Annotated in this window: 18 protein-coding genes and 6 pseudogenes; 12 read left to right on the top strand and 12 right to left on the bottom strand. The window is 57.9% G+C overall.

From position 1 onward, the window contains the following. Positions 1-56 precede the first annotated feature (56 nt). The 10 genes and pseudogenes from MF410_RS33045 (at position 57) to MF410_RS33000 (ending at position 9,078) form a co-directional block, all read left to right on the top strand. Positions 57-908: an electron transfer flavoprotein subunit beta/FixA family protein gene (locus tag MF410_RS33045; RefSeq protein ID WP_097622033.1), complete on the top strand. Its 852-nt coding sequence runs from the start codon at positions 57-59 to the stop codon at positions 906-908. 15 nt (positions 909-923) lie between these two features. Then, the gene (locus MF410_RS33040; RefSeq protein WP_097622034.1) at positions 924-2,033 is read left to right on the top strand and encodes an electron transfer flavoprotein subunit alpha/FixB family protein; all 1,110 of its coding nucleotides are present in this window, start codon (positions 924-926) and stop codon (positions 2,031-2,033) included. Between the two features lie 9 nt (positions 2,034-2,042). Beyond that, positions 2,043-3,350 (top strand): FAD-binding protein, encoded by a 1,308-nt coding sequence (locus MF410_RS33035; RefSeq protein ID WP_097622035.1) that lies wholly within the window; start codon positions 2,043-2,045, stop codon positions 3,348-3,350. A 12-nt stretch (positions 3,351-3,362) separates the two neighbouring features. Continuing rightward, positions 3,363-3,662, top strand: a complete 300-nt coding sequence (locus MF410_RS33030) for a ferredoxin family protein (protein WP_007636883.1) — start codon at positions 3,363-3,365, stop codon at positions 3,660-3,662. Between the two features lie 218 nt (positions 3,663-3,880). Next, positions 3,881-5,561, top strand: a pseudogene (nifA, locus tag MF410_RS33025) (nif-specific transcriptional activator NifA). 216 nt (positions 5,562-5,777) lie between these two features. Then, positions 5,778-7,257: pseudogene (nifB, locus tag MF410_RS33020) on the top strand (nitrogenase cofactor biosynthesis protein NifB). A gap of 34 nt (positions 7,258-7,291) precedes the next feature. Continuing rightward, entirely contained in the window at positions 7,292-7,498 is a 207-nt protein-coding gene (locus MF410_RS33015; RefSeq protein ID WP_082366400.1) for a 4Fe-4S binding protein, read from the top strand. Positions 7,499-7,575: 77 nt separating this feature from the next. Then, positions 7,576-7,893, top strand: coding sequence for a nitrogen fixation protein NifZ (locus tag MF410_RS33010; protein ID WP_007636887.1), 318 nt, complete (start codon positions 7,576-7,578; stop codon positions 7,891-7,893). 4 nt (positions 7,894-7,897) lie between these two features. After that, complete coding sequence (gene nifT, locus MF410_RS33005; RefSeq protein WP_007636888.1) at positions 7,898-8,110, top strand: putative nitrogen fixation protein NifT; 213 nt, start codon at positions 7,898-7,900, stop codon at positions 8,108-8,110. A gap of 29 nt (positions 8,111-8,139) precedes the next feature. Beyond that, positions 8,140-9,078 carry an SIR2 family protein gene (locus MF410_RS33000; protein WP_088396960.1) on the top strand — a complete coding sequence of 313 codons (939 nt, stop codon included), beginning with the start codon at positions 8,140-8,142 and terminating at the stop codon, positions 9,076-9,078. Positions 9,079-9,406: 328 nt separating this feature from the next. Here MF410_RS33000 and ectB read toward each other — a convergent pair whose 3' ends face one another. The 6 genes and pseudogenes from ectB to MF410_RS32970 all read right to left on the bottom strand — a co-directional run. Beyond that, positions 9,407-10,681, bottom strand: coding sequence for a diaminobutyrate--2-oxoglutarate transaminase (ectB, locus tag MF410_RS32995; RefSeq protein WP_097622038.1), 1,275 nt, complete (start codon positions 10,679-10,681; stop codon positions 9,407-9,409). A 327-nt stretch (positions 10,682-11,008) separates the two neighbouring features. Further along, complete coding sequence (locus tag MF410_RS32990; RefSeq protein WP_097622039.1) at positions 11,009-11,827, bottom strand: LuxR family transcriptional regulator; 819 nt, start codon at positions 11,825-11,827, stop codon at positions 11,009-11,011. Positions 11,828-12,227: 400 nt separating this feature from the next. Then, a pseudogene (locus tag MF410_RS32985) lies at positions 12,228-12,534 on the bottom strand (transposase); the annotation flags it as partial. 232 nt (positions 12,535-12,766) lie between these two features. After that, positions 12,767-13,870, bottom strand: coding sequence for a histidinol-phosphate transaminase (hisC, locus tag MF410_RS32980; protein ID WP_088396963.1), 1,104 nt, complete (start codon positions 13,868-13,870; stop codon positions 12,767-12,769). A 184-nt stretch (positions 13,871-14,054) separates the two neighbouring features. Next, positions 14,055-14,669, bottom strand: a pseudogene (cysC, locus tag MF410_RS32975) (adenylyl-sulfate kinase); the annotation flags it as partial. Between the two features lie 6 nt (positions 14,670-14,675). Then, positions 14,676-14,816 (bottom strand): annotated as a pseudogene (locus MF410_RS32970) (adenylyl-sulfate kinase); the annotation flags it as partial. A gap of 50 nt (positions 14,817-14,866) precedes the next feature. On the opposite strand from MF410_RS32970, the gene MF410_RS32965 reads away from it, so the two are divergent. Continuing rightward, positions 14,867-15,088: a hypothetical protein gene (locus MF410_RS32965; protein ID WP_143540776.1), complete on the top strand. Its 222-nt coding sequence runs from the start codon at positions 14,867-14,869 to the stop codon at positions 15,086-15,088. 251 nt (positions 15,089-15,339) lie between these two features. Here the strand turns inward: MF410_RS32965 and MF410_RS32960 are convergent, their stop codons facing one another. From MF410_RS32960 to MF410_RS32950, 3 genes and pseudogenes are all read right to left on the bottom strand, one after another. Continuing rightward, positions 15,340-15,846, bottom strand: a complete 507-nt coding sequence (locus MF410_RS32960; protein ID WP_063856477.1) for a helix-turn-helix transcriptional regulator — start codon at positions 15,844-15,846, stop codon at positions 15,340-15,342. A 947-nt stretch (positions 15,847-16,793) separates the two neighbouring features. Beyond that, positions 16,794-17,273 carry a helix-turn-helix transcriptional regulator gene (locus MF410_RS32955; protein WP_097622041.1) on the bottom strand — a complete coding sequence of 160 codons (480 nt, stop codon included), beginning with the start codon at positions 17,271-17,273 and terminating at the stop codon, positions 16,794-16,796. Positions 17,274-18,389: 1,116 nt separating this feature from the next. Continuing rightward, positions 18,390-18,569 (bottom strand): annotated as a pseudogene (locus MF410_RS32950) (DDE-type integrase/transposase/recombinase); the annotation flags it as partial. A gap of 409 nt (positions 18,570-18,978) precedes the next feature. Between MF410_RS32950 and MF410_RS32945 the strand changes: the two are divergent. Then, a complete protein-coding gene (locus MF410_RS32945; RefSeq protein WP_239621161.1) occupies positions 18,979-19,755 on the top strand; it encodes a polyprenyl synthetase family protein in 777 nt (258 codons plus the stop codon). A gap of 191 nt (positions 19,756-19,946) precedes the next feature. Here MF410_RS32945 and fni read toward each other — a convergent pair whose 3' ends face one another. From fni to MF410_RS32930, 3 genes are all read right to left on the bottom strand, one after another. Next, a complete protein-coding gene (fni, locus tag MF410_RS32940) occupies positions 19,947-20,996 on the bottom strand; it encodes a type 2 isopentenyl-diphosphate Delta-isomerase (RefSeq protein WP_097622044.1) in 1,050 nt (349 codons plus the stop codon). 85 nt (positions 20,997-21,081) lie between these two features. Continuing rightward, positions 21,082-21,984 (bottom strand): hypothetical protein, encoded by a 903-nt coding sequence (locus MF410_RS32935; RefSeq protein ID WP_097622045.1) that lies wholly within the window; start codon positions 21,982-21,984, stop codon positions 21,082-21,084. After that, positions 21,981-23,534, bottom strand: coding sequence for a hypothetical protein (locus tag MF410_RS32930; RefSeq protein WP_054186143.1), 1,554 nt, complete (start codon positions 23,532-23,534; stop codon positions 21,981-21,983). The genes MF410_RS32935 and MF410_RS32930 overlap by 4 nt, the downstream gene beginning before the upstream one ends. Positions 23,535-23,934 lie beyond the last annotated feature (400 nt).

The raw sequence follows: 23,934 nt of genomic DNA, 5'->3' as shown, positions 1-23,934 counted from the left end.
CAAGCATATGTACTGACAAGCCGGCCACCCATAGAGGGAGGGAGTAAGAAACCGCCATGCACATAGTTATCTGTATCAAACAGGTACCGGACTCCGCACAAATACGAGTGCATCCGGTGACGAACACAATCATGCGTCAGGGGGTGCCAACCATCATCAACCCCTATGATCTGTTCGCCCTTGAGGAGGCACTCCAGTTGCGCGACCGCCATGGAGGCGAGGTGACCGTGCTCACCATGGGGCCGCCCATGGCAGAGGACGCGTTGCGCAAGGCGCTCACTTACGGCGCCGACCGCGCCGTACTCTTGACCGACCGTCATTTTGCCGGCTCCGACACTCTGGCAACCTCGTTTGCTCTTTCGCAAGCCATCGCGAAGATCGGAGAGGCCTTCGGTACGCCCGATATCGTCTTTACGGGCAAACAGACCATCGACGGCGATACCGCCCAGGTTGGGCCTGGCATCGCCAAGCGCCTGGACCTCCTGCAGCTCACCTACGTGGCGAAAATCGTCTCTGTCGACATCAATGGGCGCGAGATTACGGTGGAGCGCCGCTCGGAAGGGGGCACGCAGACGCTGTTGAGCAAGCTCCCTTGCCTGATTACAATGCTCGAAGGCACAAACGAAATCCGCCGCGGCTCGTTCGATGACGCGCTACGGGCCGCGCGCAGCCAGATCGTGAAGTGGAATGCGGCCGACGCTGGCATAGAGGACCTCACCAAGTGCGGCCTGCGTGGCTCGCCAACCGTCGTTAAGAGGGTCTTTGCCCCTCCTGAGCGGCCGGAAAAGGCGGAGCAGATCGATACCGCGGAAAAAACGCCGCGCGATCTCGCGGAGGAGTTGATCGCTGGGATCTTTTTGCGCCAGCCGGCGCTCGAAAGCGAACTCGCCTTTGACGGCGAAGCGTAAAGGCAAGGAGCGACGATGTTGAGCACGAATCGAGAGAGCCCTCCTCCAGCCGTTGGCCGTGCCGCCATGAAAAAAGAGCTGCCCGATCAGTTTAAGGACCATCGGCACGTTTGGGTCTTCATCGAGCTGGAGCGCGACCAGGTCCATCCCGTCTCCTTCGAGCTGCTCGGCGAAGGCCGCAAACTCGCCGACAAGCTGGGCGTCCAGCTTGCCGGCGTCGTTCTCGGACCGCCGGAAGAGGCCACGTGGTTTGCCGTCGCCGAGGCTTTTGCATATGGCGCCGACCTTGCCTACCTCATCGAGGCCCCACTGCTCGCCGACTATCGAAACGAGCCCTTCACCAAAGCATTGACGGATCTGGTTACTAACTACAAACCGGAAATCCTTCTTTTAGGGGCAACGACGCTCGGGCGCGACCTTGCCGGTTCCGTGGCGACGACCTTGTTGACAGGGCTCACGGCGGATTGCACCGAACTTGATGTGGATGCGGACGGCTCGCTTGCGGCGACCCGGCCAACTTTCGGCGGCTCCTTGCTGTGCACGATCTACACGCTCAACTGCCGGCCGCAGATGGCAACGGTTCGTCCGAGGGTCATGGCCATGCCGCCGCGCGGAAATAATAAGATCGGACGCGTCATTCGACACAAAGTGTCGATGATCGAGGAAGAGATCGTCACTAAGGTCCTCGGTTTCTTGTCTGATGGTCAGTCGGAGACGGCGAATCTCGCCTATGCGGATGTCGTGGTTGCTGGAGGCCTCGGTCTCGGCGCGATGGAGAACGTGAAGCTTATGAAGAAACTCGCGCGGACGATCGGGGCCGATTATGGCTGTTCGCGCCCCCTCGTCCAAAAGGGCTGGATGCCTGCTGATCGGCAGATCGGCCAAACTGGCAAAACTATCCGGCCGAAGCTCTACATAGCGGCCGGCATTTCCGGCGCCATCCAGCATCGCGTTGGCGTCGAGGGAGCTGATCTTATTTTAGCCATTAACACCGATCCTAACGCGCCGATTTTTGATTTCGCTCACCTTGGCGTGGTCACCGATGCGATCCGTTTACTGCCGTCATTGACGGAACTATTCACCCATCGACTGTCGCCGCACAGTCGCGATAAGCTTGCAAACTGAGGGCGCCCCATGACCGAGGAAAACTTCGACGCCATAGTTATCGGGGCCGGCATGGCCGGAAACGCAGCTGCTTACACGATGTCGAGCCGCGGCATGAAGGTGCTGCAATTGGAGCGCGGCGAGTATCCGGGCTCCAAGAATGTGCAGGGCGCCATCATGTACGCGGACATGCTGGAGAAAATCCTGCCGGACTTCCGGGATGATGCGCCACTGGAGCGGCACTTGGTCGAGCAGCGCTTCTGGATGATGGACGACTCATCCCACATCGGTATGCAATACCGGTCGGACGACTTCAACGAGTCAAGACCCAATCGCTACACGGTCATTCGCGCCCAATTCGACAAATGGTTTTCACGCAAGGTGCGCGAGGCCGGAGCTACTCTTCTATGCGAGACGACCGTGACGGAACTCGTTCGAGATCCAAAGGGCAGGGTGATTGGCGTTCGCACCGACCGCGCCGGCGACGTGATCCTTGCTGACGTGGTCGTTCTCGCAGAGGGCGTCAATGGACTGCTCGGCACGCGGGCTGGATTGCGTGACACGCCAAAGCCGGAAACTGTCGCGCTCGCCGTCAAGGAAATGCATTTCCTGGCCGAAGAGGTGATTGACCAGCGGTTCGGCCTCAAGGCCAATGAAGGCTGCGTCATCGAGGCAGTTGGCACGATCTCTCGCAACATGGCCGGGCTTGCCTTCCTCTACACCAACAAAGAATCGATCTCGATCGGGATTGGCTGCCTTGTCTCCGAATTCGCGGCAACAATGGAAAGTCCTTATGACCTGCTCGAAAAATTCAAAACCCATCCCTCGGTCAAGCCGCTGATCGCAGGATCGGAAGTCAAGGAATATGCGGCTCATCTCATTCCAGAAGGTGGTTACAAGGCAATTCCGCAGCTTTTTGGTGACGGCTGGGTCGTCGTCGGCGACGCGGCACAGCTTAATAATGCGGTGCACCGCGAGGGGTCCAACCTCGCCATGACGTCGGGGCGCATCGCCGGCGAAGCAATCGTCCAGATCAAGAACCGCAAGAAGCCGATGGTCAAGGAGCACCTCTCCCTTTACAAGTCGATGCTTGAAAATTCATTCGTCATCAAAGACTTGCGGAAGTACAAGGACATGCCTGCCCTGCTGCACACCAATTCCCGCAATTTCTTCACGACTTATCCAAAATTGCTGTCGCAGGCCGCACAGAACTTTGTGCGAGTGGACGGCACCCCGAAGATCGACAAGGAACGGGCGACCACGGCCACCTTCATCAAGGCACGCTCGCGCTGGGGGCTGTTTGGTGATGCGGTCCGCTTGGCGCGCGCGTGGCGATAAAGGAAAGATGAGATGACGGTTGCAGTGACGAACATACGCGTAGAGGACAAGCTTTACCAAAATCGATATGTGGTCGATGCCGGACGTCCGCATATTAGGGTGCGTCCACACGAGTGGCCGAGCGTAAATCTGTATGCCCTGACAGGTGTCTGTCCGGCCAAGTGCTACGAATTGAATGACCAGGGCCAAGTGGAGGTTATCGCCGACGGGTGCATGGAGTGCGGCACGTGCCGCGTACTCTGTGAGGCAAGTGGAGATATCGAGTGGAACTATCCGAGAGGCGGTTTCGGCGTTCTCTTCAAGTTCGGATAAAGGTTTGCAACTCAACGACTCAGAACCAACTGGGTTTGCAGACAGGCGCATCGGAAACTTGCAGAGGTGCGCGTTGCGGATTGGCATTAGAAATTACTATAAATACATGCAAGCAAGGGTTATAAGAAAATTAGACAACCCGAGGCTATATAATGACCCACATGCCCGCGCGATCGGTCGATGGAGTGGAGCCCCTATCTGCGCTACCTGCTGGACCCATGCGCCAAGCGGGCAGCGGAATCTACGAGATATCAAAGGTCCTAACTGCCCCCGCCCGGCTAGAGATCACGCTTGCCAACGTCGTGAACGTCCTCTCTTCCTTTCTGCAGATTCGACAGGGAGCAATCGTTGTTCTGGACGCTGGAGGTCATCCCGAGATTGCCGCAACTGGCGACATCCCCCACCCTCTCAATCAGCCGCTCGAGGCGTTATACCGAAGGCCGTAATCGACCATATCGTGACAACCGGTATGCCCTTTATTGTAAAGGATGTTGGCAAGTCCGAATTGTTTCAGGCTGATCCGCAACCGCCTTGGAGCAGCGGCACCGTCCCGATTTCTTTTGTTGGCGTTCCGGTAAAAGCCGATAACAAAATAATTGGCACAATATCGGTCGATCGCGTCAGGAACGACGCCGCCCCCTTCCCCGCCGACGAGGACGTTCGCTTTCTGACCATGGTCGCCAATCTGGTCAGCCGGACGATCCGGCTTCATCGCTTCCTGAACCTGGAGAGTCGGCGACTTATCGGCGAACAAGAGAGACCGGAGAAGCCGATCAACACGCAAAGGGGCGCCCGGGCCGACATCCACCCGTCAAAATCGACGGGATTGTCGGGGATAGCCCGGCTCTCCAGCAGGTGGTTGAAACAGTCTCGGTGGTGGCAAGGACGAATTCCACCGTGCTTCTGCGGGGCGAAAGCGGCACCGGCAAGGAATTTTTTGCTCAGGCGATCCATGAGCTTTCCCCTCGTAGAAACAAGCCGTTCGTCAAATTGAACTGCGCCGCGCTGCCTGAAGGCGTCCTGGAATCGGAGTTGTTTGGGCATGAAAAGGGCGCTTTCACCGGGGCCATCGCGCAGCGTGCCGGACGCTTCGAACTGGCAAATGGCGGAACGCTTCTGCTTGACGAGATTGGCGAGATTTCGCCCGCCTTTCAAGCCAAGCTGCTGCGCGTCCTGCAGGAAGGCGAGCTGGAGCGAGTGGGCGGGACCAAGACGCTTGCGGTCGACGTCCGGCTCATATGCGCCACGAATAAAAACCTCGAAATGGCTGTTGCAAACGCGGAATTCAGGGCCGACCTGTATTACCGCATCAGCGTAGTTCCAATTGTCCTGCCGCCGCTTCGAGAGCGACCCGGCGATATTCCACGCCTTGCGAAAGCTCTTCTTGACCGATTCAACAAGGAGAACGAAAGCGAGCTTACGTTTTCGCCGTCGGCGATCGAGGTGATGTCGCAATGCTATTTCCCAGGCAACGTCCGGGAACTCGAAAACTGCGTGCGAAGGACTGCTACCCTTGCACGTTCAAGCTCGATCGTTTCGTCTGATTTTGCCTGCAAGAACAGTCAGTGCCTTTCGTCGCTCCTCTGGAAAGGAACCGACGGGTCGCCCAGCGGCAATACCATCGATGGGCGTGCCCGGAGCAATGTGATGCCGGCTGCATCGCCGCGCTCGAGCGGGAACGTCGGTGCGTCGGACGAGGTGTCTTCCGTCAAGGCCTGTGATCCGAACGGTTCCGGTTGTCCCGCAATGGACTCGCGCCTCACGCAACGGGACCGGCTGATCGAGGCGATGGAAAAGGCCGGGTGGGTTCAGGCCAAGGCGGCTCGTATCCTCGGCCTTACGCCACGTCAGGTCGGCTATGCTTTACGCCAGCATCGCATCGAGGTGAAAAAGCTTTAAGCGTCCAAGTGACGTTTGGACCTTCTCGCATTTTCAATGCCTGGTTTTATGGCTTCGGCCAACTCCTTTGTCGACTGTCGAAAGCTCGACAAATCTGTGTCAGAACACGGTCGGAATCGAACAACAATAAGCAAATTATTGAAGCGAAATCCAATGCTTGGGATGGCATGGCTTTTGCGTTTTGAAACGCGACGTCAACTAGCAACGGAGCATTCAATGTCCGCACCGATGATTTCGCTTGAGAGTGTGACCAGCACGACATCCTCGGATCAATTGCTGGTGACCGCGAAACCGAGTGGCTGCACATCCTCGTCATGTGGCGTGTCCACAAAGCCGGCCGACATGGACCAGGCTATCTGGGCGAAGATCAAAAACCACCCCTGCTATTCAGAAGAAGCTCACCATTATTTCGCGCGCATGCATGTCGCGGTCGCACCAGCCTGCAATATCCAGTGCAACTATTGCAACCGTAAATATGACTGCGCCAACGAAAGCCGGCCTGGGGTAGTCTCGGAAAAGTTGACGCCAGACCAAGCGCGGCGCAAGGTCATTGCCGTCGCCAACGAAGTGCCGCAGCTTTCCGTGCTGGGTGTCGCCGGACCGGGCGATGCCTGTTACGACTGGAAGAAGACAAAGGAAACGTTCGAACGAGTTCGCGGGCGAGATCCACGACATCAAGCTGTGCATCTCCACCAACGGGCTTGCGCTGCCGGATCACGTCGTCGAACTTGTCGACATGAATGTCGATCATGTGACAATCACGATCAACATGGTTGACCCTGAAATCGGCGCAAAGATCTATCCCTGGATCTTTTACCACAACCGTCGTTACACCGGCATCGAAGGCGCCAGAATCCTGCACGAGCGGCAGATGTTGGGCCTGGAGATGCTGACCGCGCGCGGCATCCTCACTAAGGTCAATTCGGTGATGATCCCTGGCGTCAACGACGAACACCTGGTCGAGGTAAACAAATGGGTCAAGGAGCGGGGGGCGTTCCTGCACAACGTCATGCCGCTTATTTCCGATCCGGCCCATGGCACCTACTACGGCTTGACCGGACAGCGCGGCCCGCGGGCGCTCGAATTGAAGGCGCTCCAGGATCGTCTCGAAGGCGGCGCAAAGCTGATGCGCCATTGTCGGCAGTGCAGGGCCGACGCCGTCGGCCTGCTTGGGGATGATCGCGGCCAGGAGTTCGCACTCGACCCGATTCCAGAAGAGATCACCTATGACGCCCATAAGCGCGAGGCCTATCGGGAAGTGGTCGCGCGCGAACGCGGCGATCACGCGACCGCCAAGAGCGAGGCAATCGAGACAGTCAAAGCAGCCGGCGACGGGTCCCTCCACGTCGCGGTCGCGACAAAGGGTGGCGGTCGCATCAACGAGCACTTCGGCCATGCGAAGGAATTCCAAGTATACGAAGCTTCGTCGAGAGGCATCACCTACGTCGGGCATCGCAGGATTGAACAGTATTGCCTCGGAGGCATGGGCGAGGAAGCCACCCTCGACGCCATCATAACTGCGCTGGAGGGCATTGACGTCGTGCTATGCGCCAAGATCGGGGAGTGCCCTAAGAATCGGCTCACGGAGGCCGGGGTTCGGGCAACGGATGCTTATTGCTATGACTACATCGAGACCGCCATCGGCACCCTCTACGCCGCCAAGTTTGGCGTCGAACCACAAGCAGCGACGGCGTGAGCGCTCTTAATCCAACATCTTCAGGAGTTTTAAAATGGCCTTCAGGATCATAGCGTCCCAATGCACCCAGTGCGGTGCCTGCGAGTTCGAATGCCCCTCCGGCGCGATCAGGTTTAAAGGAGAGATCTACGTTATCGACGCGGAAAAATGCACCGAATGCAAGGGCACCTTTGAAACGCAGCAATGCGCGGAGGTTTGTCCCGTGCCGAAGACCTGCGTCGCCGCCGCACCTGCGATTTGACCTTCAGCATGGGTCGGGGCTCCTGCGGAGAAGCCGCCTGCAATGACATCCTGCAGCTCCCAGAAGGAGGAACGCCGATGGGCCTTGGACGTGAACAGGAGGTCGAAATCCACAAGCCTCCACGATTTATACCCGGCGAGCGGGTGAGGGCCAGACTTCACGTAAAGAATGACGGCACCTATGCTGGCAAAAACATCGGCGAAAATTTGGTGCGGAAGGGCGACGAAGGCTATGTGCGCGACATCGGCACCTTTCTCCAGCAGTTTTACATCTATGCCGTCGAATGGGTCGAACATGGCACTATCGTCGGCATGCGTGCGCGTGAACTGACGAGCCTAGACAACGCCGCTGCTTGCGGCGCTGCTGAAATCGCGGGGCCCCCAACGAAGGAATAGCGACATGAAGATAATGATTCGCAGAACGAGCGCCGGCTTGTCGGCTTACGTACCAAAGAAAGATCTCGAAGAGCCGATCGTAGACGTCGAGACTGATGACTTGTGGGGCGGCACGGTCACACTCAGGAACGGCTGGAGGCTCGTCCTGCCCAAGCTATCGCGGGATACGCCTCTGCCGATCACCGTCCAAGCAAGGAAGATTCCTGACGAGGACTGATGCTGCAACGACAGACAAGAGAAACCAGCATGAACACAATCTTGACCTCGGACCGTCTCCTAATCGTTCGCAACGGTGACGCGGAAAAAAGACTTAAGCTGCTTCAGGAAGCGCTCGCTGCGGATCGGATCATTCCCTATCTCGGTCCGGATCTCCTTCGGCTGCAATCCACGGAACCACCTGTACCGGACACCCCGGAAGCCGTCTCCGCGGCACTCAACAAACGCACACTTGCTCCCTCCAGGATACGCAGCAATATGTGGTCAGTCGCGCAGTTCATTGAACAGCGACGGCATCGCCGGACGCTTCAGACCTGGATGGCAGAAATATTTGGAGCACCCGTGGCGCCGACGGCCCTCCACGACTGGCTCGCGACGTTGCCGATCTCCCTTATCGTCGACGGCTGGTACGACGGGACAATGCGTGCGGCTTTCGCGAAGACCGGTCGAACGGATGTCGTCGAGATGCAAGGCGTCACGCGTGCGAACGGCGGCGGCGACATTTGGACAAAAACTTACGATCTCTCCGGGAGAGACGTCGAACGCGTCTCAGCGCCAAAGACGGTCCTCTATGCGCCGCACGGCAGTGTTATGCCAGCCTCGAACTTTCTAGTGTCCGATTCCGATTACGTGGAAGTCCTAACCGAAATTGATATCCAGACGCCAATTCCTGAAATGGTGAAAGAACGGCGTACAGATCGCGGTTTTCTTTTCATTGGCTGCCGCTTCAACGATCAAATGCTCCGGATCTACGCTCGACAGATCATCAAGCGCTCCCACGGCCCCCACTTTGCAGTACTTGATGCGGAAGGCCTTACCAAAAACGAGCGGCGTTTCCTTGCAGCGAGCGCAATCACGGTTGTCGACCTGCCGACCGGCGAAGCCGCGGCTCTGCTTGTCCCATTTGGCATTAAGACGGATGGTGAGGAAGGCCACACGGCTTCCGGTTCGAATTTCCGTAGCGGCTAGGGTGTAGCCGCAAATAGAAAGTGCTCTGTTTCTGCTAAGTTCGAATGTCATACTGCCCAGGTTTGCTGACGTGGTGGCGATGAGCGCGCGTGATCTCTGCAGCGGATCGAGGCTCTGTCGCAGGTGATCGACGGCAAGATCGGGGACGACCGCAGATTTACTGTTCGCTCAATGCCATGCGGAGGACCGATGGTTATCAAAAAAAAACCTAAACAATTCCCACTACGCGGCAGAACCGCGGCCGGAATCGCCAAAGATAAGCCCTCGCATCGGCCACCATAATCAAGTTGTACGCTGATCGGCCGAAACGAGAGACCAAGGTTTGTCTTTAAACGCTCACCCGCACCGACTTCTCCAGGATGTCCAAACCGCGTTGGGCAGTTTGACTGTCGATAGTCAAGGGAGGAAGAAGCTTGATTACCTGGTCTTCCGCGCCGCATCGCTCTACCACCAGTCCTTGTTCGAAGGCTTGGCGGACGATTTTCTCCGCTAGTTTCCCCGTACGGCAGTCGAGCCCCAACATCATGCCTCTTCCCCGCACGGCAAGTTCAGAACGTTGGTTGCTTTGAGCAACTTCCCGAAGGCGCTCCATGAGCTGGCGTCCTGTTTCGATAACGCCCTTAGATAAGTTTTCATTTGTCCAGTATTTTTGCAAAGCAGCACTTGCCGTCACGAGTGCAAGGTTATTGCCTCTGAAAGTCCCAGTGTGTTCACCTGGCTGCCAAACGTCCAATTCGGATTTGAGCAGCAGAAGCGATAGAGGTAACCCATAACCGCTGAGGGATTTGGATAAAAGCACGATGTCTGGGGATATACCCGCAGACTCAAAACTGAAAAATTCGCCAGTTCGGCCGCAGCCAGCCTGAATGTCGTCAACAATCAGTAGGACGTCGTTCTTTCTGCAGAGCCGCTCAACTGACTGCAGCCAGTCTGTGCTTGCAGGGTTGATACCTCCCTCGCCTTGAACAGTTTCCAGAATAATAGCTGCCGGCAAGTCGACTCCGCTACTACTATCAGCAAGCACCTTATCCAAGTAGTCGGACGTATCGTTGTCGGCTCCCCAGTAGCCGTCGTAGGGCATGAAAACTGCGCCGGCAGGGGTAAGACCTGCTGCATTTCGGAAATAGCGATTGCCGGTTACGGCAAGGGCCCCCAAACTCCCTCCGTGATAGCCGTTTGTGAACGAGATTACGTTGTGCCGGCCGGTTGCCTTACGTGCGAGTTTCAAAGCAGCTTCAACAGCGTTGGCACCCGTGGGGCCGGTAAACTGAAATTTGTACGCCAGCCCGCGCGGGCGCAAAATTATATGGTCAAAATTTTTGATAAATTCTCGTTTCGCTGATGTTGCCATGTCTAACGCGTGGACGATCCGATTCGATTGCAGGTATTCCACTGCAGCATTTCGGATGTAGGGGTCGTTGTGACCGTAGTTAAGGGCACTCGCGCCGGAAAGAAAATCAATGAACTCAAAACCATTCTCGTCTTCGAGGATGGCTCCTGCCGCCTTTCTGAACACCACAGGGAAGGATCGTGAATATGACCTCACATTTGACTCGAGGGTTTCAAATTCCAGTAGCGAGTTAGAACTACTCTCTTGAGGCATGATCTTCCTCCATAAGAAACTTGCAGAGTCTCATCTGGTCGTGAACTAGTCGAACCGCTCCCGGTCTGCCTTCACTAACCCTTTACAATTGTAGGCTGGCATCCTAGCCGACAACGGCGACCCATTGCACCTACCTGCAAAGGGAGTATCGTCATAGACCGTTTCTTGGTTACAGGCTCAGCGCGTGCCGGATACACGTTTGGCTGCCGTTACTGCCGGACGGCAGCGTTGTGCCCAGTCCAACATCAGCAGTTGCGATATGACCGAAGACAGGTTCCGATGGCCGCCCCGCAACGGCCGGACGCAGGACCACACCCCGAGTTGGTCCTACAATTCGATAATTCCAAGGCTTGCTGCTTTCAAAGCCGCGACCGTTCGGCTACTGACATCCAACTTCCGCGTTATATTTTTTATGTGAAAATTTACAGTATTCTCAGAAATATCAAGTATCCGCCCTATATCCCATGAAGACTTCCCCCTTGCTACCCAGAGAATACACTCTCTTTCTCTTGGAGTAAGTTCGGGGCATTTTCCCGCAACCCGCTTCGCAAAATCCGCGACACTCAGATGGAAGTGCACAGCCGCAAATTTCAGATATGTAACCATTTTATTCTCGGGCTCGCAGGACGAGGGCCGAGCAAAGCTCATAATCGCAAAACTACCTCCGGGACCGTGCAATGGAACACTGACCCCTGACCTCAAACCGAACGCTGCAGCCTCCTCGAAAAATCGCCGTTCCAGTTCCGTTTTGATCATGTCATTGTGCGCTTCACTCCAACGGAAAGCGTCCGCCTGCTTTCGGCTCTTTTTGATGATGGGATCAATTCTGTCATAGCCCATCTTGGCATAATGATCCTGCCACTCATCAGGATAGCTGACGGCAGGCGGATTGCAGCGGACCATCTTTAGGATTTCATCGCCCGATTGACGATGATAGGCGACCCATGGGAATTCGAGAATCCGAGCAAATGAACACAACAATTCGAAAAGCTTCGGGGATCGAATTAAGCCCTGAGTTTTTTCGAGGAATTGGTAAAATTCAGCTGCATGCGCTTCTTCGATTGATTTAGGGAATTGCATGAGCGGAACCAAAAGAAAGCTGAAAGGATAGGTACCTGTCGGCTCCGCGGCCTCGACAGAATGCATTCACCCAAGTTCTGTAGCTCTGCCGCCGCATCCTTTGCCTCCAAACATCGTCACCGTCGTTACAGAGTTTTCGATGCAGAAACTCCGGCGTTACTGCCGGAAGGGCTACACAACTTGCTCTGACCACGTGTGTTGCTCTTGGACTTGATTCGAGGAGTATCAAGAGCTGTGCCAATTTAGATCCCGGAGCAATTGCCGATGTTAATCAACGATTCGACCGCTTGGGTGCACGGCTGGACATACCAAGTTTTGTCGTAAGTCGATGAAACCCGACAAAAATAGCCATTGAGCGGCCCATCACTAACAACCATGTTTGACCCATCGCCTCTCCAGTCATCCACGCAAGGGGATGGTGGTGGCGTATCCCCACGTGCTCATTTCCGAGTACGCTTACGATTTTGGGATCAGAACCGCGGATGCCATCTTCGATCCTGTAAAGAGCCGCGATACGCAGCAACGCCTCGTCGACGATAGGCGAGCCCTTCTTCGGCTTTGCCTTGATCAGCTTTCTGGCGCCATGAACCCACCAGAAAGCGAGCCTCAGCGGATTACCGCGCATGCGGTCTGGCGTAACCAGGTGAGAGTAGCCCCCGTAGGCATCGACTTGGATCGCGCCGTTGAATCCGTCTTAATTTCTGCAGCATATTCGCCGTTACGCCCAGGCCGAGCACCCCGCCGGACGGCAAAGATCCGTTCCAGCCGCGGTCGCAGCCCCAGAGATAGCTATTTTCGTCCTGCCGCGCCCCATCCAAACAATGGAGCCGTGGTCTTATCTACATAGAGCCGTCCAATTGGCCATGTCGTCTGTGACCGGGTGCTCCACTCGTGCGCTAACAACACGCGTAATCAAGGGAATCGAGACTGCGCATGCCTTACTGTGTTGCGCCTATTTGTGATCTTATTGCCACGTGACAAGCAGTGAGCAATAGTTCGAACCGGCTAGCTCTGCGTCTTCATGCTTCCAGAAATGATGTCCCTGGCAGCTGAAAGGAACGCATCCATTTGGGTTCTGGTGCCGATGCTGACGCGAATATAATTTTCCAATCCGGAATCGGGAAAGACGGCTACAAGTACGTTCTGCCTAGCCAAAGACGCTTGCCACCATTTGCCATCTTGTGCGGGGGGCACCCGAGCAAGCAAAAAGTTTGTGTGGGACGGGATCACAGAAAAGCCCAATTGAGACAAGGCAGTCGTCGTTCTGTGTCTTTCATGTTTAATATATTTGTGGTTCTCGTGGTAGTCGGCGCGGTGCGAAAGGATACTAATGCCCACCGCATGGCCGATTACGTTCATATTGAAGACATTTTGGAGGTTGCGGAGCCTCTCAATAAGCTCAGGATGACCAAAGCCAAAACCAACACGTATTCCAGCGGCTGCAAAGCCTTTCGAAAATGTTCTCAATATCAGAAGGTTTGAATGGCGATCGACGAGGCGCAGGGCATCATCGGGCGCAAAGTCGACATACGCTTCGTCCACCACTATCAATTGGTCAGATTGCGCGACGAGGCGGTCGATTTCGTCCACGGGAACGAATGTTCCGGTCGGATTGTTCGGATTGGCCAGCAGTATGAATTTTGCATCTCTTGCTGGACCAAGAAGCAGCTGCTCGATCGGCAGAGAATAAGACTCGCCCCATTCGATTTCGAGAAGTCGAGCACCCTGCAACATGGCAAGTTTGCGGTTAAAGGAAAAACCTGGCGATATCATCGCCACGCTATCTCCCGGGTCTAGGAATGCTCTGTAGATGAGCCCGAGCAGCTCAGACGAGCCATTCCCGGCGATCACCTGATCCTGGGAGAGGCCATACGCATTGGCGGCTGCGTCGCGCAAACTCAGATTGTCATCTTCGGGATACAGATAATGCCGTTCGAGGGCCGCCAGCGCACTTTGCATCACCATCATCGGCAACGGAAATGGATTCTCATTCGTGTTTAGTTTAACGCAGTTTGCATCTCGCCCCGGTTGATTGGAGGGTAGCGCATTTAGCTGTCTCGCCACCGGCGAAAGAGCCGAAAGCACGCCCTGCAGCTTTGCATCAGACATATCTTTTCTCCGTTTCAGTAAGCCGGCCGTGAGCGCGTGATCGGCTGTCTCATGCTGAAGCCAACAATAGCATCGGACGTTGGCGCGGCCCGCCTGGGGCTGCAACGACCACCGCGTAGTTAATAGCCAAGGACCGCCGCGGCCGCCTCAAGCCGCCAATGCTTAAGCCTCCGCACTCTCACAATCATGCGTCACTTTGCTCCATTCGCCTTTCGAGGAACTGTTCGATCTCAAACGCCAACGCCGCAGGGTCGTGGCCAACCGTTTCGAGATGCAACTCAGGGCTCTCAGGGCTCTCAGGGATCTCGTACGGTGAGGAAACGCCGGTGAAATTGGCTATCTTGCCAGCGAACGCCTTCCGATAAAGCCCCTTCGGATCGCGCCGCGCGCATTCTTCGAGCGGCGTGTCGACGAAGATTTCGATGAACTCCCCCTCCTCCATCAGTTCGCGAGCCATCCGGCGTTCGCCGCGGAACGGCGAGATCAAGGATACGAGCACGATCAGCCCGGCATCGGCCATCAGCTTAGCGACCTCGGCGACGCGGCGGATGTTCTCGACGCGATCAGACTGGTTGAAGCCTAGGTCGCGATTGAGCCCGTGGCGCACGTTGTCGCCGTCGAGGATGTAGGTGTGCTTACCGCGGGCATGCAGCAACCGGTCGAGCGCATTGGCGATTGTGGACTTGCCGGAGCCGGAAAGTCCGGTGAACCACAGGACGGCTGGCCGCTGGCTCTTCATCGCCGCGCGTGCGCCTTTGTCAACGCCCGTCGCCTGCCAATGCACGTTGTCGGCGCGCCTTGCCCAGCTTTGGCTACCGCTGAAAAGCTTTGTATTGAAGACCCCGGTCGGCCCATAAGCTTTGCGAAAGAACTCGGGAGGATCGACATGGTCGATGATGTCCAGCTCGTTTTCCCAGCACAGCTTCCACCGCAGCTCAGAACGCATGCAAAGACCTCCTTTGGTATTTCTTGCTGCTATTTTGAAGCACGCATTGTTTGATTGAAGCAGCGGTCACCCCGCTGCATGTCGGCTCTTCGCGCTATAGCCAGTCCGGACCGTCGAAGGTTTCGCCGTCACTCGCGTCTGAGATCAAGATTCCTAATGCATCATCATGGGAGATTGGTAAAATTAATTGTGTCAATGAAATCATCGATGCTTTGGATGATGAATATACGGGTTTCTTAGGCTTTGACGTGACCTTCCTCCTTGCCGCGTAAGACGACCGCGCAACCCCTTCAGCGGCCGAGAGCAGGGATGAGTTGGACCAGTTGACCCAACATGCGCCTCCCCGTTTACCCACCTATGCCCCGCAGAGCTGTGGCGATAATTGGTCGGCAGCTAGTCCTAACCGCCTGCGCAAAGCTCGCTTCGGCAACCAGCAACGGCGCGAGCGTTTGGTCGCGGCTTCTGATAGAACTTCATCAGGGACGGACGCACGTTCTGTTTCTTGACGCGAGCGATCTACACCTTATTCGCGATCGTCTGCAGTGGCGCTGGTAGACGCGACTTTCACAGCACCATCGCCGCTATCGCTACCGGTCTCGTCTATGCGGCTTAGTAAGCTGTAAATATCTTGCAAAATCTCTTCATCGAAAGTCCGCAACTTCACGATAGTAGCCAACAGCAGAACCGCTTTGGTTTCAGTTTCGCCCCAAAGATAAGGTGCCGCCGGGGCGATAATCTCTTCCGGAGTCGCATCCAAAACCTCACACAGATGAATCAGTCGGCTCACGGTCAAGCGGGATACTCCATTTTCGTACCGGCCGTAGACCTGCTTAGTGATGCCAAGCAAGGGCGCCAGTTTCGAGCGCGGGAGTTTTCGCTTATCGCGGGCTTCGCGAAGGCTGATGCTGATCAAGTTTTCGAGTTCGGCGCTAAGTGCAATCCGTCCGTCAAAAGGTTTTCGATAGACCGGCTTGTCTATGCCTGGATCATCGACTTGTTGCAAACCGAGTTCATTAATCCATTGCTTCAATGATGGTCCTGACATTGCTCCGACTGAGGTAAATGCGCCAGAGCTCTTTACCCGGAAAGTGATGTGCTTGGAACCACCAATGTTTGAATTTCGGTCTCATTTGGCGCAATTTTGTCCACGCGAACCTCACCCGCTTGCTATCGTTCACTCAAATATATCAGTGAGCGCAAGTACATAGATCTAGCCAACACCGAAATCGCTTCACGCAAGGATTATACAATTGCGCCAAATTGGCTATGAACACCTTCCGGGACGTCGTGTGCGGGCATGGTGGTCTTTTGTCCTGCACGTGGAGACTCTCGGCTCACGGCCAACCAATCACGGCTGCGCGTGTTGGCTGCCCTAGGCGATGCCCTCATAGTACCTCTGAAGGGCGGCAGCCATGAACAGCGAGGTTTGTCTAGCTGCGTTTCCCGTCTCGGCGACTCGACCCCTTTTCGCGGAACCTGATCCGTGATGTCGAAAGGCTATTTCCGAGCCGAATGGCACAAAGGGATCGCGCGATGAAACAGAGGCGCGGAGAGGACAGGCTTCGATTTAGTAATTGAAAAAAGCATGCGCGCCGGCAGCTCGAATACCCACATGGCATTGAGCAGGAGAACCCAATGTGGGAGTTAATCACAGACCCTACTGTCGAAGCAAAGGTATCCATCCGGCGGGGTCTCCACCGAATGGATACAAGCAAAGCGCATGCAAATAGACTTGGCGTCGCTCGTCGACGAACCGCTCGAGCATCGAGCAAGATCGACGCCAACCAACGATCGAATATTGCGCAATCGGCACGTATTGTGTTCAGACGGAAATGCGAGTGAAAAGCTAAGTTGTGAGATTGTGGGTGTCTGCACACCGACGACAGCGCGTCGGCTGCGACACCCGGCTATCACCAATACTGCAACTGGTCGGGGGCGTCATAGACAAACCCAGCTCACTTCACGGTCTCCGCTACATCACTGACCCCTGTCGCTATCGTCGTCATCGGGGATCATTCGCTGCAGGAGCCGAATAAGATCGCGCGTCGTGCCGTTCGGAAGTCTCCTGAGAACCCGAGCCAGTGTGAGACAATCCTCGGCCTCCTCCGATGTACGGCCCCAAAGATGTGGCGCAGCTTCAAAGATCATATCGATAGGCATAAAGCCAAGAATCTCACACAGATGGATCATCCGGGTAACAGTCATTTTGGAAAATGCCCGCTCGTAGCGTCCGTATACAGGGATGGACAGACCAAGCATTGGAGCAACGTCCGCACGAGACAGGCCTTGCGCTTCGCGTGTCTTTTTCAGGAACGCGCTGATCAATTCCTCCATGTGTCCCAGGGATGTAATTTTGCCGTCGAAACCTGGCTTTCGACAGATCGGCTTGTCAACCTCCGGATCGGCGGTGCTGACGAGGCCTCTCGAACTTCTGTAGCTTGTTAGATCTTCCGTCACCGCACGTCCCTGTTTTCCTGCCACTCGTTGTAGGCGTGCGCCAACTGAGCGGATTTGAACCACTTGTCATCGCCACACTACAACCGTTTTAAATACCCATTTTGGGCATTTTTTGCGTTATAGCAAATATTTGAGGGTTTAGCCAAATTGCTTCAGGAATGCATGCAAAACAGGCGCTGAGACCGGTCGCCCAGTTCCGTGAAAGATCTGTTGCTATGGCCGCACCCGCCACTGAATCATCTAGGTTAGCGTCGAATTTGAGCGAAAATTCACATTCAATGCTCAACATCTTCTAAGCCGTCATCGTTGAGGACGATAAAAAATAATCTCGAAAACCGATCCATTTCCCCGTCCCAGGATATCCCATTTGGCTAGCTGGGAAAGCTCCGCCGTGCTGGAGATCACCCAGCCAAGAACCCATATCGGTTACCGCTCCCGCAAGCGTGTAGGTTCGAAATTCCGCCTCCTTCAACCAAGCTATCGAAGGAGAGCGCTGCATATCCACCTGCTCCGACCTTTTAGTCCGCTAGCAAAAGGCGGTCGGGGACCGACTTCTCGAAGCGGTTTCCTGCCGGCCGACTAGGGCTACGGCAGCGCCGAAATCCTCGCCAAGCCGGTCGAGTTTAAGGCTTCGGCAACATCGCGCCGAAGAGCAACAGGAAGGGCTCAGTCCTCTTCTCCGCTGGGTCTATCGGCAGCGTAACCTCGTGAAGCGTCAAAAGCATTGGTTCGATCGCAATTGACGCAAAGATAACAGTCGCGTGCGATCGCGCACATTGACAGGTTGGCATGATGCAAGTGCCGACGTGCATTGTGAGCTCGACCCAATTCACTCCCAATGCTGGGTCGGCCTTCGGACGGATCGCTCGCAAGGTTGACGGCGTTCACATACTAGGCGGAGTGGCACAATCTACGACTCCCGACACACGGTGAGCACCGGAAGGCGCCTTCTGCCGCCATTGAACCATTCACTAACAATGCTCTGGTGGCACATCAATTGCTTGTAAGAGCCCAGATCTCTGCCGGCAATGGTTCCGGTCCAAGCTCCAGTGGTTACTATCGACGATGACCAACACTTTTAGATGTAAGGCCCATCTTCGCCCATGTCGTACCCTACGAACGGAGCTCGTCAGCGATCATCACGCGCGGCGGCGTGCAGCCGATCCAAAGAGCTTTGTCACGAGCCACTGCTCAGCGCGGGAGCCTCTTCGGCTTTGGATCAAGACGTCGAGAGCAATGCCATTCTGGCCGACAGCGCCGCCAGAGCCAATGTTTTTCGCACGCGATCGAAATAACCGAATTCGTCCAGATGTCATGTCGCCGCGAATGGGACTGCTTCGAGGGATTCCAGCGGGAGATCGCCTTGCCGAGTTAGGGCTCCCACTGGCACGCGGGTTCATTGGTGACGCCGGTGCCGCATGTTGGCCGCCGCACCCCGCTAAACTTAACGGCGCCCTGGAACCTGAAGAGACACAGCGAAATTGGCCTTTTGTTTGGCACCGGTTGGACTAGGCCCGATGTTCGTTTTCGTCTCAAAAGTGGAGATGCGATATGATTTCGAATCACCAAGCCGACGTCGTTGGCGATAGCGACAAGCTCATCGAGCATGCGCTGCGAGCTGCCATGGATAGTGCTTCTAAGTCCGGCTGCGCCGGCTCACCTGCGTGGAGCGCTAGACGCGGCAGTGTTTCCAGGTGGCTCCCGGATGCGCCCCAAGCTCTGCTTGAAAGTCTCCTATGTGTGCGGCGAAAGACATCCTGAGCTGGCGACAAGAGCCGCGGCAGCAATTGAATTGCTACACTGTGCCTCGTTGGTGCATGACGACTTGCCTTGCTTCGATAACGCCGCGCTACGCCGCGGCAGACCGACGGTGCACCGGCTTTTCGGAGAGCCTATCGCCGTTTTGGCTGGCGATGCCTTGATTGTGATGGCTTTCAAATACCTCAGCCTGCAGGCTGCGCTAACACCTGAGTTGGGCGCGCGCATGATCGAGGTGGTTGCGGAGGCGGTCGGCCCCAGTCACGGACTGATCGCCGGACAGTCGATGGAGGCAATGACGCACGTCCCAATCGACCGCTATCACCATTACAAGACCGGCTCCCTCTTTGTCGCAGCGGCCACGTGCGGTGCCCTGGCAAGTGATGTTGATCCGGCCCCATGGTCTAAGGTGGGGGAATTGCTCGGGCATGCGTATCAGATCGCCGACGACATCGCAGATACAGTCGGTCGCGCCGAAGTGCTTGGCAAATTGCCTGCCGTGGACACGCAGCTGAAGCGGCCCAGTATCGTTCGCGGCGAAGGATTGGACAGCGCAGCCGCCAGATTTTACGCGTATCTCGAACAGATAGGTGACACCGTTCCTGCCAGCCCTCACAAACGGTCCTTCGTTAACTGGCTGAATCATGCACTTTGCAAAGGCGTGGCGGGACCGGGAAAAGCCGGGCTAATTCAACAAGCGGCGCTGGATTGCGCACCTTTATGAGCTCCGAATTCCGTTACGCATAACCTAGCTAACCGGCGGCATCATTACCGCTTCATCGTCAACAGCTGCCTCATGAACACTTCGTTCCCTGTATCGAACCCGTGGGCCAGGTGGATTAGAGGTCTAGCTTTAGCGTTAACGGTTTTTGCAACCAGCTAGGCGCCGGCCGACACGAGCGAGCGACGCCGGCATCATCCAGCTGGCGGATGCGCGGAGGGCAACAAGCGCGCCTGGCGCAACGTCGCCAGATTAGGTGAGCCGGTGCAAAAGCAGGCGACGGCCAACTGGCGGATGACGACCTCGAAATGCGCGACGACCGCTTCGGTCGATACCGTAGCCGCTGGCAGCACGCCGGCTGCCTGCCCGGCGATGTCCGCGCCCAGGCGAATGGCCTTGGCCACGTCGACGCCATCGCGGATCCCGCCGGAAGCGATAAGCTTCACCGTTGGCAGCGCCCGACGTACCGCCTGCAAACTGGCCGGTGTCGGGATCCCCCAATCGGCGAACGCCATCGCCACTGCACGGCCGGCGGCATCGCGGGCGCGCTCGCCCTCCACCGCGGCCCAACTGGTGCCGCCGGCTCCGGCGACATCAATCACCGCAACACCCGCCTCGACGAGCGCGCAGGCCACCGAGGCGGACAGGCCCGACCCCACTTCTTTGGCCACGATCGGCACGCCCACGCTACGCGCGGCGCGAGCCATCTGCTCCAGGACGCCGCGCCAGTCGCGGTCGCCATCCGGCTGTAGCGCTTCCTGCAGCGGATTGAGATGGACGATCAGCCCATCAGCCTCCAGCGCATCGACAGCCCGGCGCGCCAGATCAAGGCCGTCGGCCTCACGCAGTTGCGCGGCGCCGATATTGGCCAGCAAGGGAATGTCAGGCGCCAGGCGGCGAAGCGCGCGCGTCAGTCCCTGGGAATTGCGCGATTGCAGGCTCACGCGCTGCGAACCGACGCACATGGCGATCCCCAAGGCTTGCGCCGCCTCGCTCAGATGCCGATTGATGGCCTCGGCGCGTGGCATTCCGCCGGTCATGGAACTGATCAGCAGCGGCGCACGCATGGGCTTGCCTAACAGCGAGGTGCGCAGTCCGATCTGCGTCAGGTCCAGCTCGGGTAGTGCGCAGTGTTCGAACCGGATTTGCTCCCAGCCGGCGGCGACCGTGGCTGGCGCCGTTCGCCGATTAAGCACGAGGTCCAGATGGTCGTCCTTGCGCCGGGTCAGGGCGTCGTCGCACATGCTCGCTCGATCCGCCGTATTGGGCGTTGGCGTTGCGTCGGATCGGACCGAGGGCGCTGCGCGCACGCCGCCGCCTCCCGCGCGTTCACGCCGGCGCACGCTGGCCTCTCCCCGCAGCATCGTTGCCGTAGCGGCTGATCGAGGTCTCGTAGTACTTCGCGCGAATGGCCGCCATGGCCTCGATTAACGGTCCCCATGGCGCAGGAAAGCGTTCCTCCACCATCACTCGGTGCAGCATGCGCTCATGGCCGGCCAGCTCGTCGTTGAGGAAATCCTCCACAGGCATAGCCGGATAACGCTGCAGGAGCAGGATGGCAGCGTTGTCGGCCTCTCCCGCCGACCTATCCTTGGCGCGTCCATGCAGATCGTTCTGCAGGCGCCCTATCGTGGAGATGAGCCGCAGTACCTGGCGAAACGCCGGACGCGCGCGCAGGGTCGCCATGTCCAGCCCCCAAAGCAACGACAGGCAACAGAACACGTTCGCGTAGGCGATCGAATCGATGGAATTGTGCAAGTATTCGGCGTAAGACCAGCGTTGCGCCCCCGCCGCCTGCGCGTGTCCGGCGCGAAGCGCCGCGCAGTAGCACTGGGTATCGTTAAGAAGCTGAGTATAGTCGCGCCTATCGTAGGCGAGCGCGGCCAGGGAAGCGCGCAGCACAGCGCAGCCCTCGAACCCGGGGATCGCGCATGGGCCGCCCTGCCCCAGCGCCTGCTCCACCGCGGCCAGCTGCTCTGGCGCGATCAGGCCAAGGTCGTTGCAATCGTCGAGCCAAAACAGTAGCGCCAACTCGCGATAAAACGCCACGATCAGCTTTTCGTCCTGCGGATCCCGGCCGGTGCGGGCGCTGGTATCGTGCAGGCTCGGTTGGATACGCTGCAGGATGTACTGTCCGCCCCTAACTGCTTCCACGGCATGCTCGTCGGCGAATCCGGTTAGAGAACGCCCCCACTCCAGTACTTGCTGCAGCGCGCTTTCGGTCGGGATCATTGCGCTATTCCTCCTGCTCCCTCGGCCGGGATGCGCCGCCCCCAACGAAGAGCCAGCCACAAGCCGGCGAGTTCGATCACGCGCACGACCCGGGTCGGGCAATACAATTCCTTGCCGATCCACAGCGGCGTCTGCGGCAATTCATGCGCCTCATGGCGAGCGAGCATCCACTCCAACGCGTGCGCGACCGCCAGCGCGATGCGGGCGCGCCCTGTCGGCTCTTCGCGCCCATCCATCACGTGCAAGGCGAACAGCGCATAGGCGGTTTCCTCAAATGTTGACGCGCGACCGGCGCCCCAGCCGCCGTCGTCGCACTGCGCCTGCAACAGCGCCGCCAGCGCGCGCTCGTCGCGCCACTGGGGCACGCCTTGCGCGAGCGCAGCAATTGCATGCGCGGTGGGATACAGCCACGAAACGTGCCATTTTTCATTGTCCCATAGACCGTCCGGGTTGCGATTGGCCTCAAGGTAAGCGCTGGTGCCGGCGGTGGGCTTTCCCAACAGTCTGAACGCATGCAGGGCGTGGATGTTGGTCGACACCGAGGCATTGCGCTCGCCGGGGAAGGTAACGAACAGCCCGCCGATTTCGAAATGGCGCAACGCGTCGGCAGCCGGGTTGCGTCCTGCTAGGCGCAGGATGCACAACGCAACGGCGGTGTCGTCCGCATCGGCCGCGAAGTGCAAGGCCGGACCCAGACCGCGCACGCCCAGACAGGCATCGAGCTGCGCGACGATCACGCCTACCGCCTCGGCGAGCGCGGGATGCGAAAACAACCCGGCCAGATGCAGGGTGTACAGCGACCAGCATGGCTCGAATACGTTGATCGGCCAGACGCTAGGAACGACACCTTCGATGCCGCTACGCGCCGCGCGCGATGCGGCCTGAAGATACCTGTCGGCACGCCCGACCTGTGGCGCGCTCGCCTGTGTGAGGGCGTGCGCACGCCAGGCGGCGGTTGCCGCCGGGCTGATGCCGATGCTGCCGTCGTCGTCCAGGCATGCCGTGGTCGGCGACGTGCCCCAGGCTTCCCAGGAGTGCAACAACGGATGGCCGCTCGGCAGCGGTCCCACCGTCCCCAACTTGGCCAGGCACGCCTGCCGCAACGGCAACAGCGCCGGGTAGCGCGGAAACACCACGTCGTCCACCAAGGATGCGGCCTCGCCGGAGATCTGCGGCAGGATCAGCTCCGCGCCTACCGGCGCGTCTTCCGGCACCGCATCTGCGTAGGGATCCGGCTGGCGCTCGAGGAACCGCGTTGCAGCCTGAACTGCGTCCGCAGCGCCGGGAAGAGGATCGGCACGCTGCAATGCAAGCAACGCCGCCCACGTGGGTGCATGGCGGAACAGTGGGAAGTCAGCACTTCCCCACCCGCCATCAGCCTGTTGCTGCGCCATGAGCCACGCGTATGCGTTCTGCCGACCGGTGACGTTGCCGCGGAAGTGCAAAACGCGCGCCGTGTCGTAAACGGAGGGACTGACGCTGCCGCCATCGCGCGTCTCGTTCAGCAGGTGGCGCAATTCAGAAAGGATCTGTTCGGACAGCGCATTCATGCGGGATGTTCCCTCTGCAGGCAGTTGACGAGAAGCAGGATGGGGCGGACGCCGGGCACCGCCGCGGGCCCGTCGCGGCGAAGCGCACCTATGCTGGCGGCGGTCCGCCGGACAGCGCGGCGGACCGCGGTGGGCAACCGCTGCGATCTGCGCCGTGGAATCGGACACAATGTAGCATCTAGCGCTGCCGCCGGCGGATCGCAGCGGTACGGCGGCGCCTCCGTGCCGACCGGCGCCCATGCGCACGGCGCGTGCTTGAACAGATACCCTTTTGGCCCGCTGCACGGCCTGCGCCAACCGCTCCGCACGCGGCCGCAGTGGGGTGATGGCTTCCTCGGCCTCGGGCCATAGGCCCGGCATTGACTGGCGCGCTGCATGCAGCTCCGTGATCGGCACGCCG

It is taken from the genome of Rhizobium sp. C104 (assembly GCF_022354505.1).
Classification (GTDB): Bacteria; Pseudomonadota; Alphaproteobacteria; order Rhizobiales; family Rhizobiaceae; genus Rhizobium; species Rhizobium redzepovicii.
This window is presented reverse-complemented; position numbering and strand designations above follow the sequence as displayed.

Excerpts from the sequence above, each read along its gene's own strand:
- MF410_RS33045 (WP_097622033.1), top strand. The coding sequence starts at position 57 with ATGCACATAGTTATCTGTATCAAACAGGTACCGGACTCCGCACAAATA.
- MF410_RS33040 (WP_097622034.1), top strand. The coding sequence starts at position 924 with ATGTTGAGCACGAATCGAGAGAGCCCTCCTCCAGCCGTTGGCCGTGCC.
- MF410_RS33035 (WP_097622035.1), top strand. The coding sequence starts at position 2,043 with ATGACCGAGGAAAACTTCGACGCCATAGTTATCGGGGCCGGCATGGCC.
- MF410_RS33030 (WP_007636883.1), top strand. The coding sequence starts at position 3,363 with ATGACGGTTGCAGTGACGAACATACGCGTAGAGGACAAGCTTTACCAA.
- MF410_RS33015 (WP_082366400.1), top strand. The coding sequence starts at position 7,292 with ATGGCCTTCAGGATCATAGCGTCCCAATGCACCCAGTGCGGTGCCTGC.
- MF410_RS33010 (WP_007636887.1), top strand. The coding sequence starts at position 7,576 with ATGGGCCTTGGACGTGAACAGGAGGTCGAAATCCACAAGCCTCCACGA.
- nifT (WP_007636888.1), top strand. The coding sequence starts at position 7,898 with ATGAAGATAATGATTCGCAGAACGAGCGCCGGCTTGTCGGCTTACGTA.
- MF410_RS33000 (WP_088396960.1), top strand. The coding sequence starts at position 8,140 with ATGAACACAATCTTGACCTCGGACCGTCTCCTAATCGTTCGCAACGGT.
- ectB (WP_097622038.1), bottom strand. The coding sequence starts at position 10,681 with ATGCCTCAAGAGAGTAGTTCTAACTCGCTACTGGAATTTGAAACCCTC.
- MF410_RS32990 (WP_097622039.1), bottom strand. The coding sequence starts at position 11,827 with ATGCATTCTGTCGAGGCCGCGGAGCCGACAGGTACCTATCCTTTCAGC.
- hisC (WP_088396963.1), bottom strand. The coding sequence starts at position 13,870 with ATGTCTGATGCAAAGCTGCAGGGCGTGCTTTCGGCTCTTTCGCCGGTG.
- MF410_RS32945 (WP_239621161.1), top strand. The coding sequence starts at position 18,979 with ATGCGCCCCAAGCTCTGCTTGAAAGTCTCCTATGTGTGCGGCGAAAGA.
- fni (WP_097622044.1), bottom strand. The coding sequence starts at position 20,996 with ATGTGCGACGACGCCCTGACCCGGCGCAAGGACGACCATCTGGACCTC.
- MF410_RS32935 (WP_097622045.1), bottom strand. The coding sequence starts at position 21,984 with ATGATCCCGACCGAAAGCGCGCTGCAGCAAGTACTGGAGTGGGGGCGT.
- MF410_RS32930 (WP_054186143.1), bottom strand. The coding sequence starts at position 23,534 with ATGAATGCGCTGTCCGAACAGATCCTTTCTGAATTGCGCCACCTGCTG.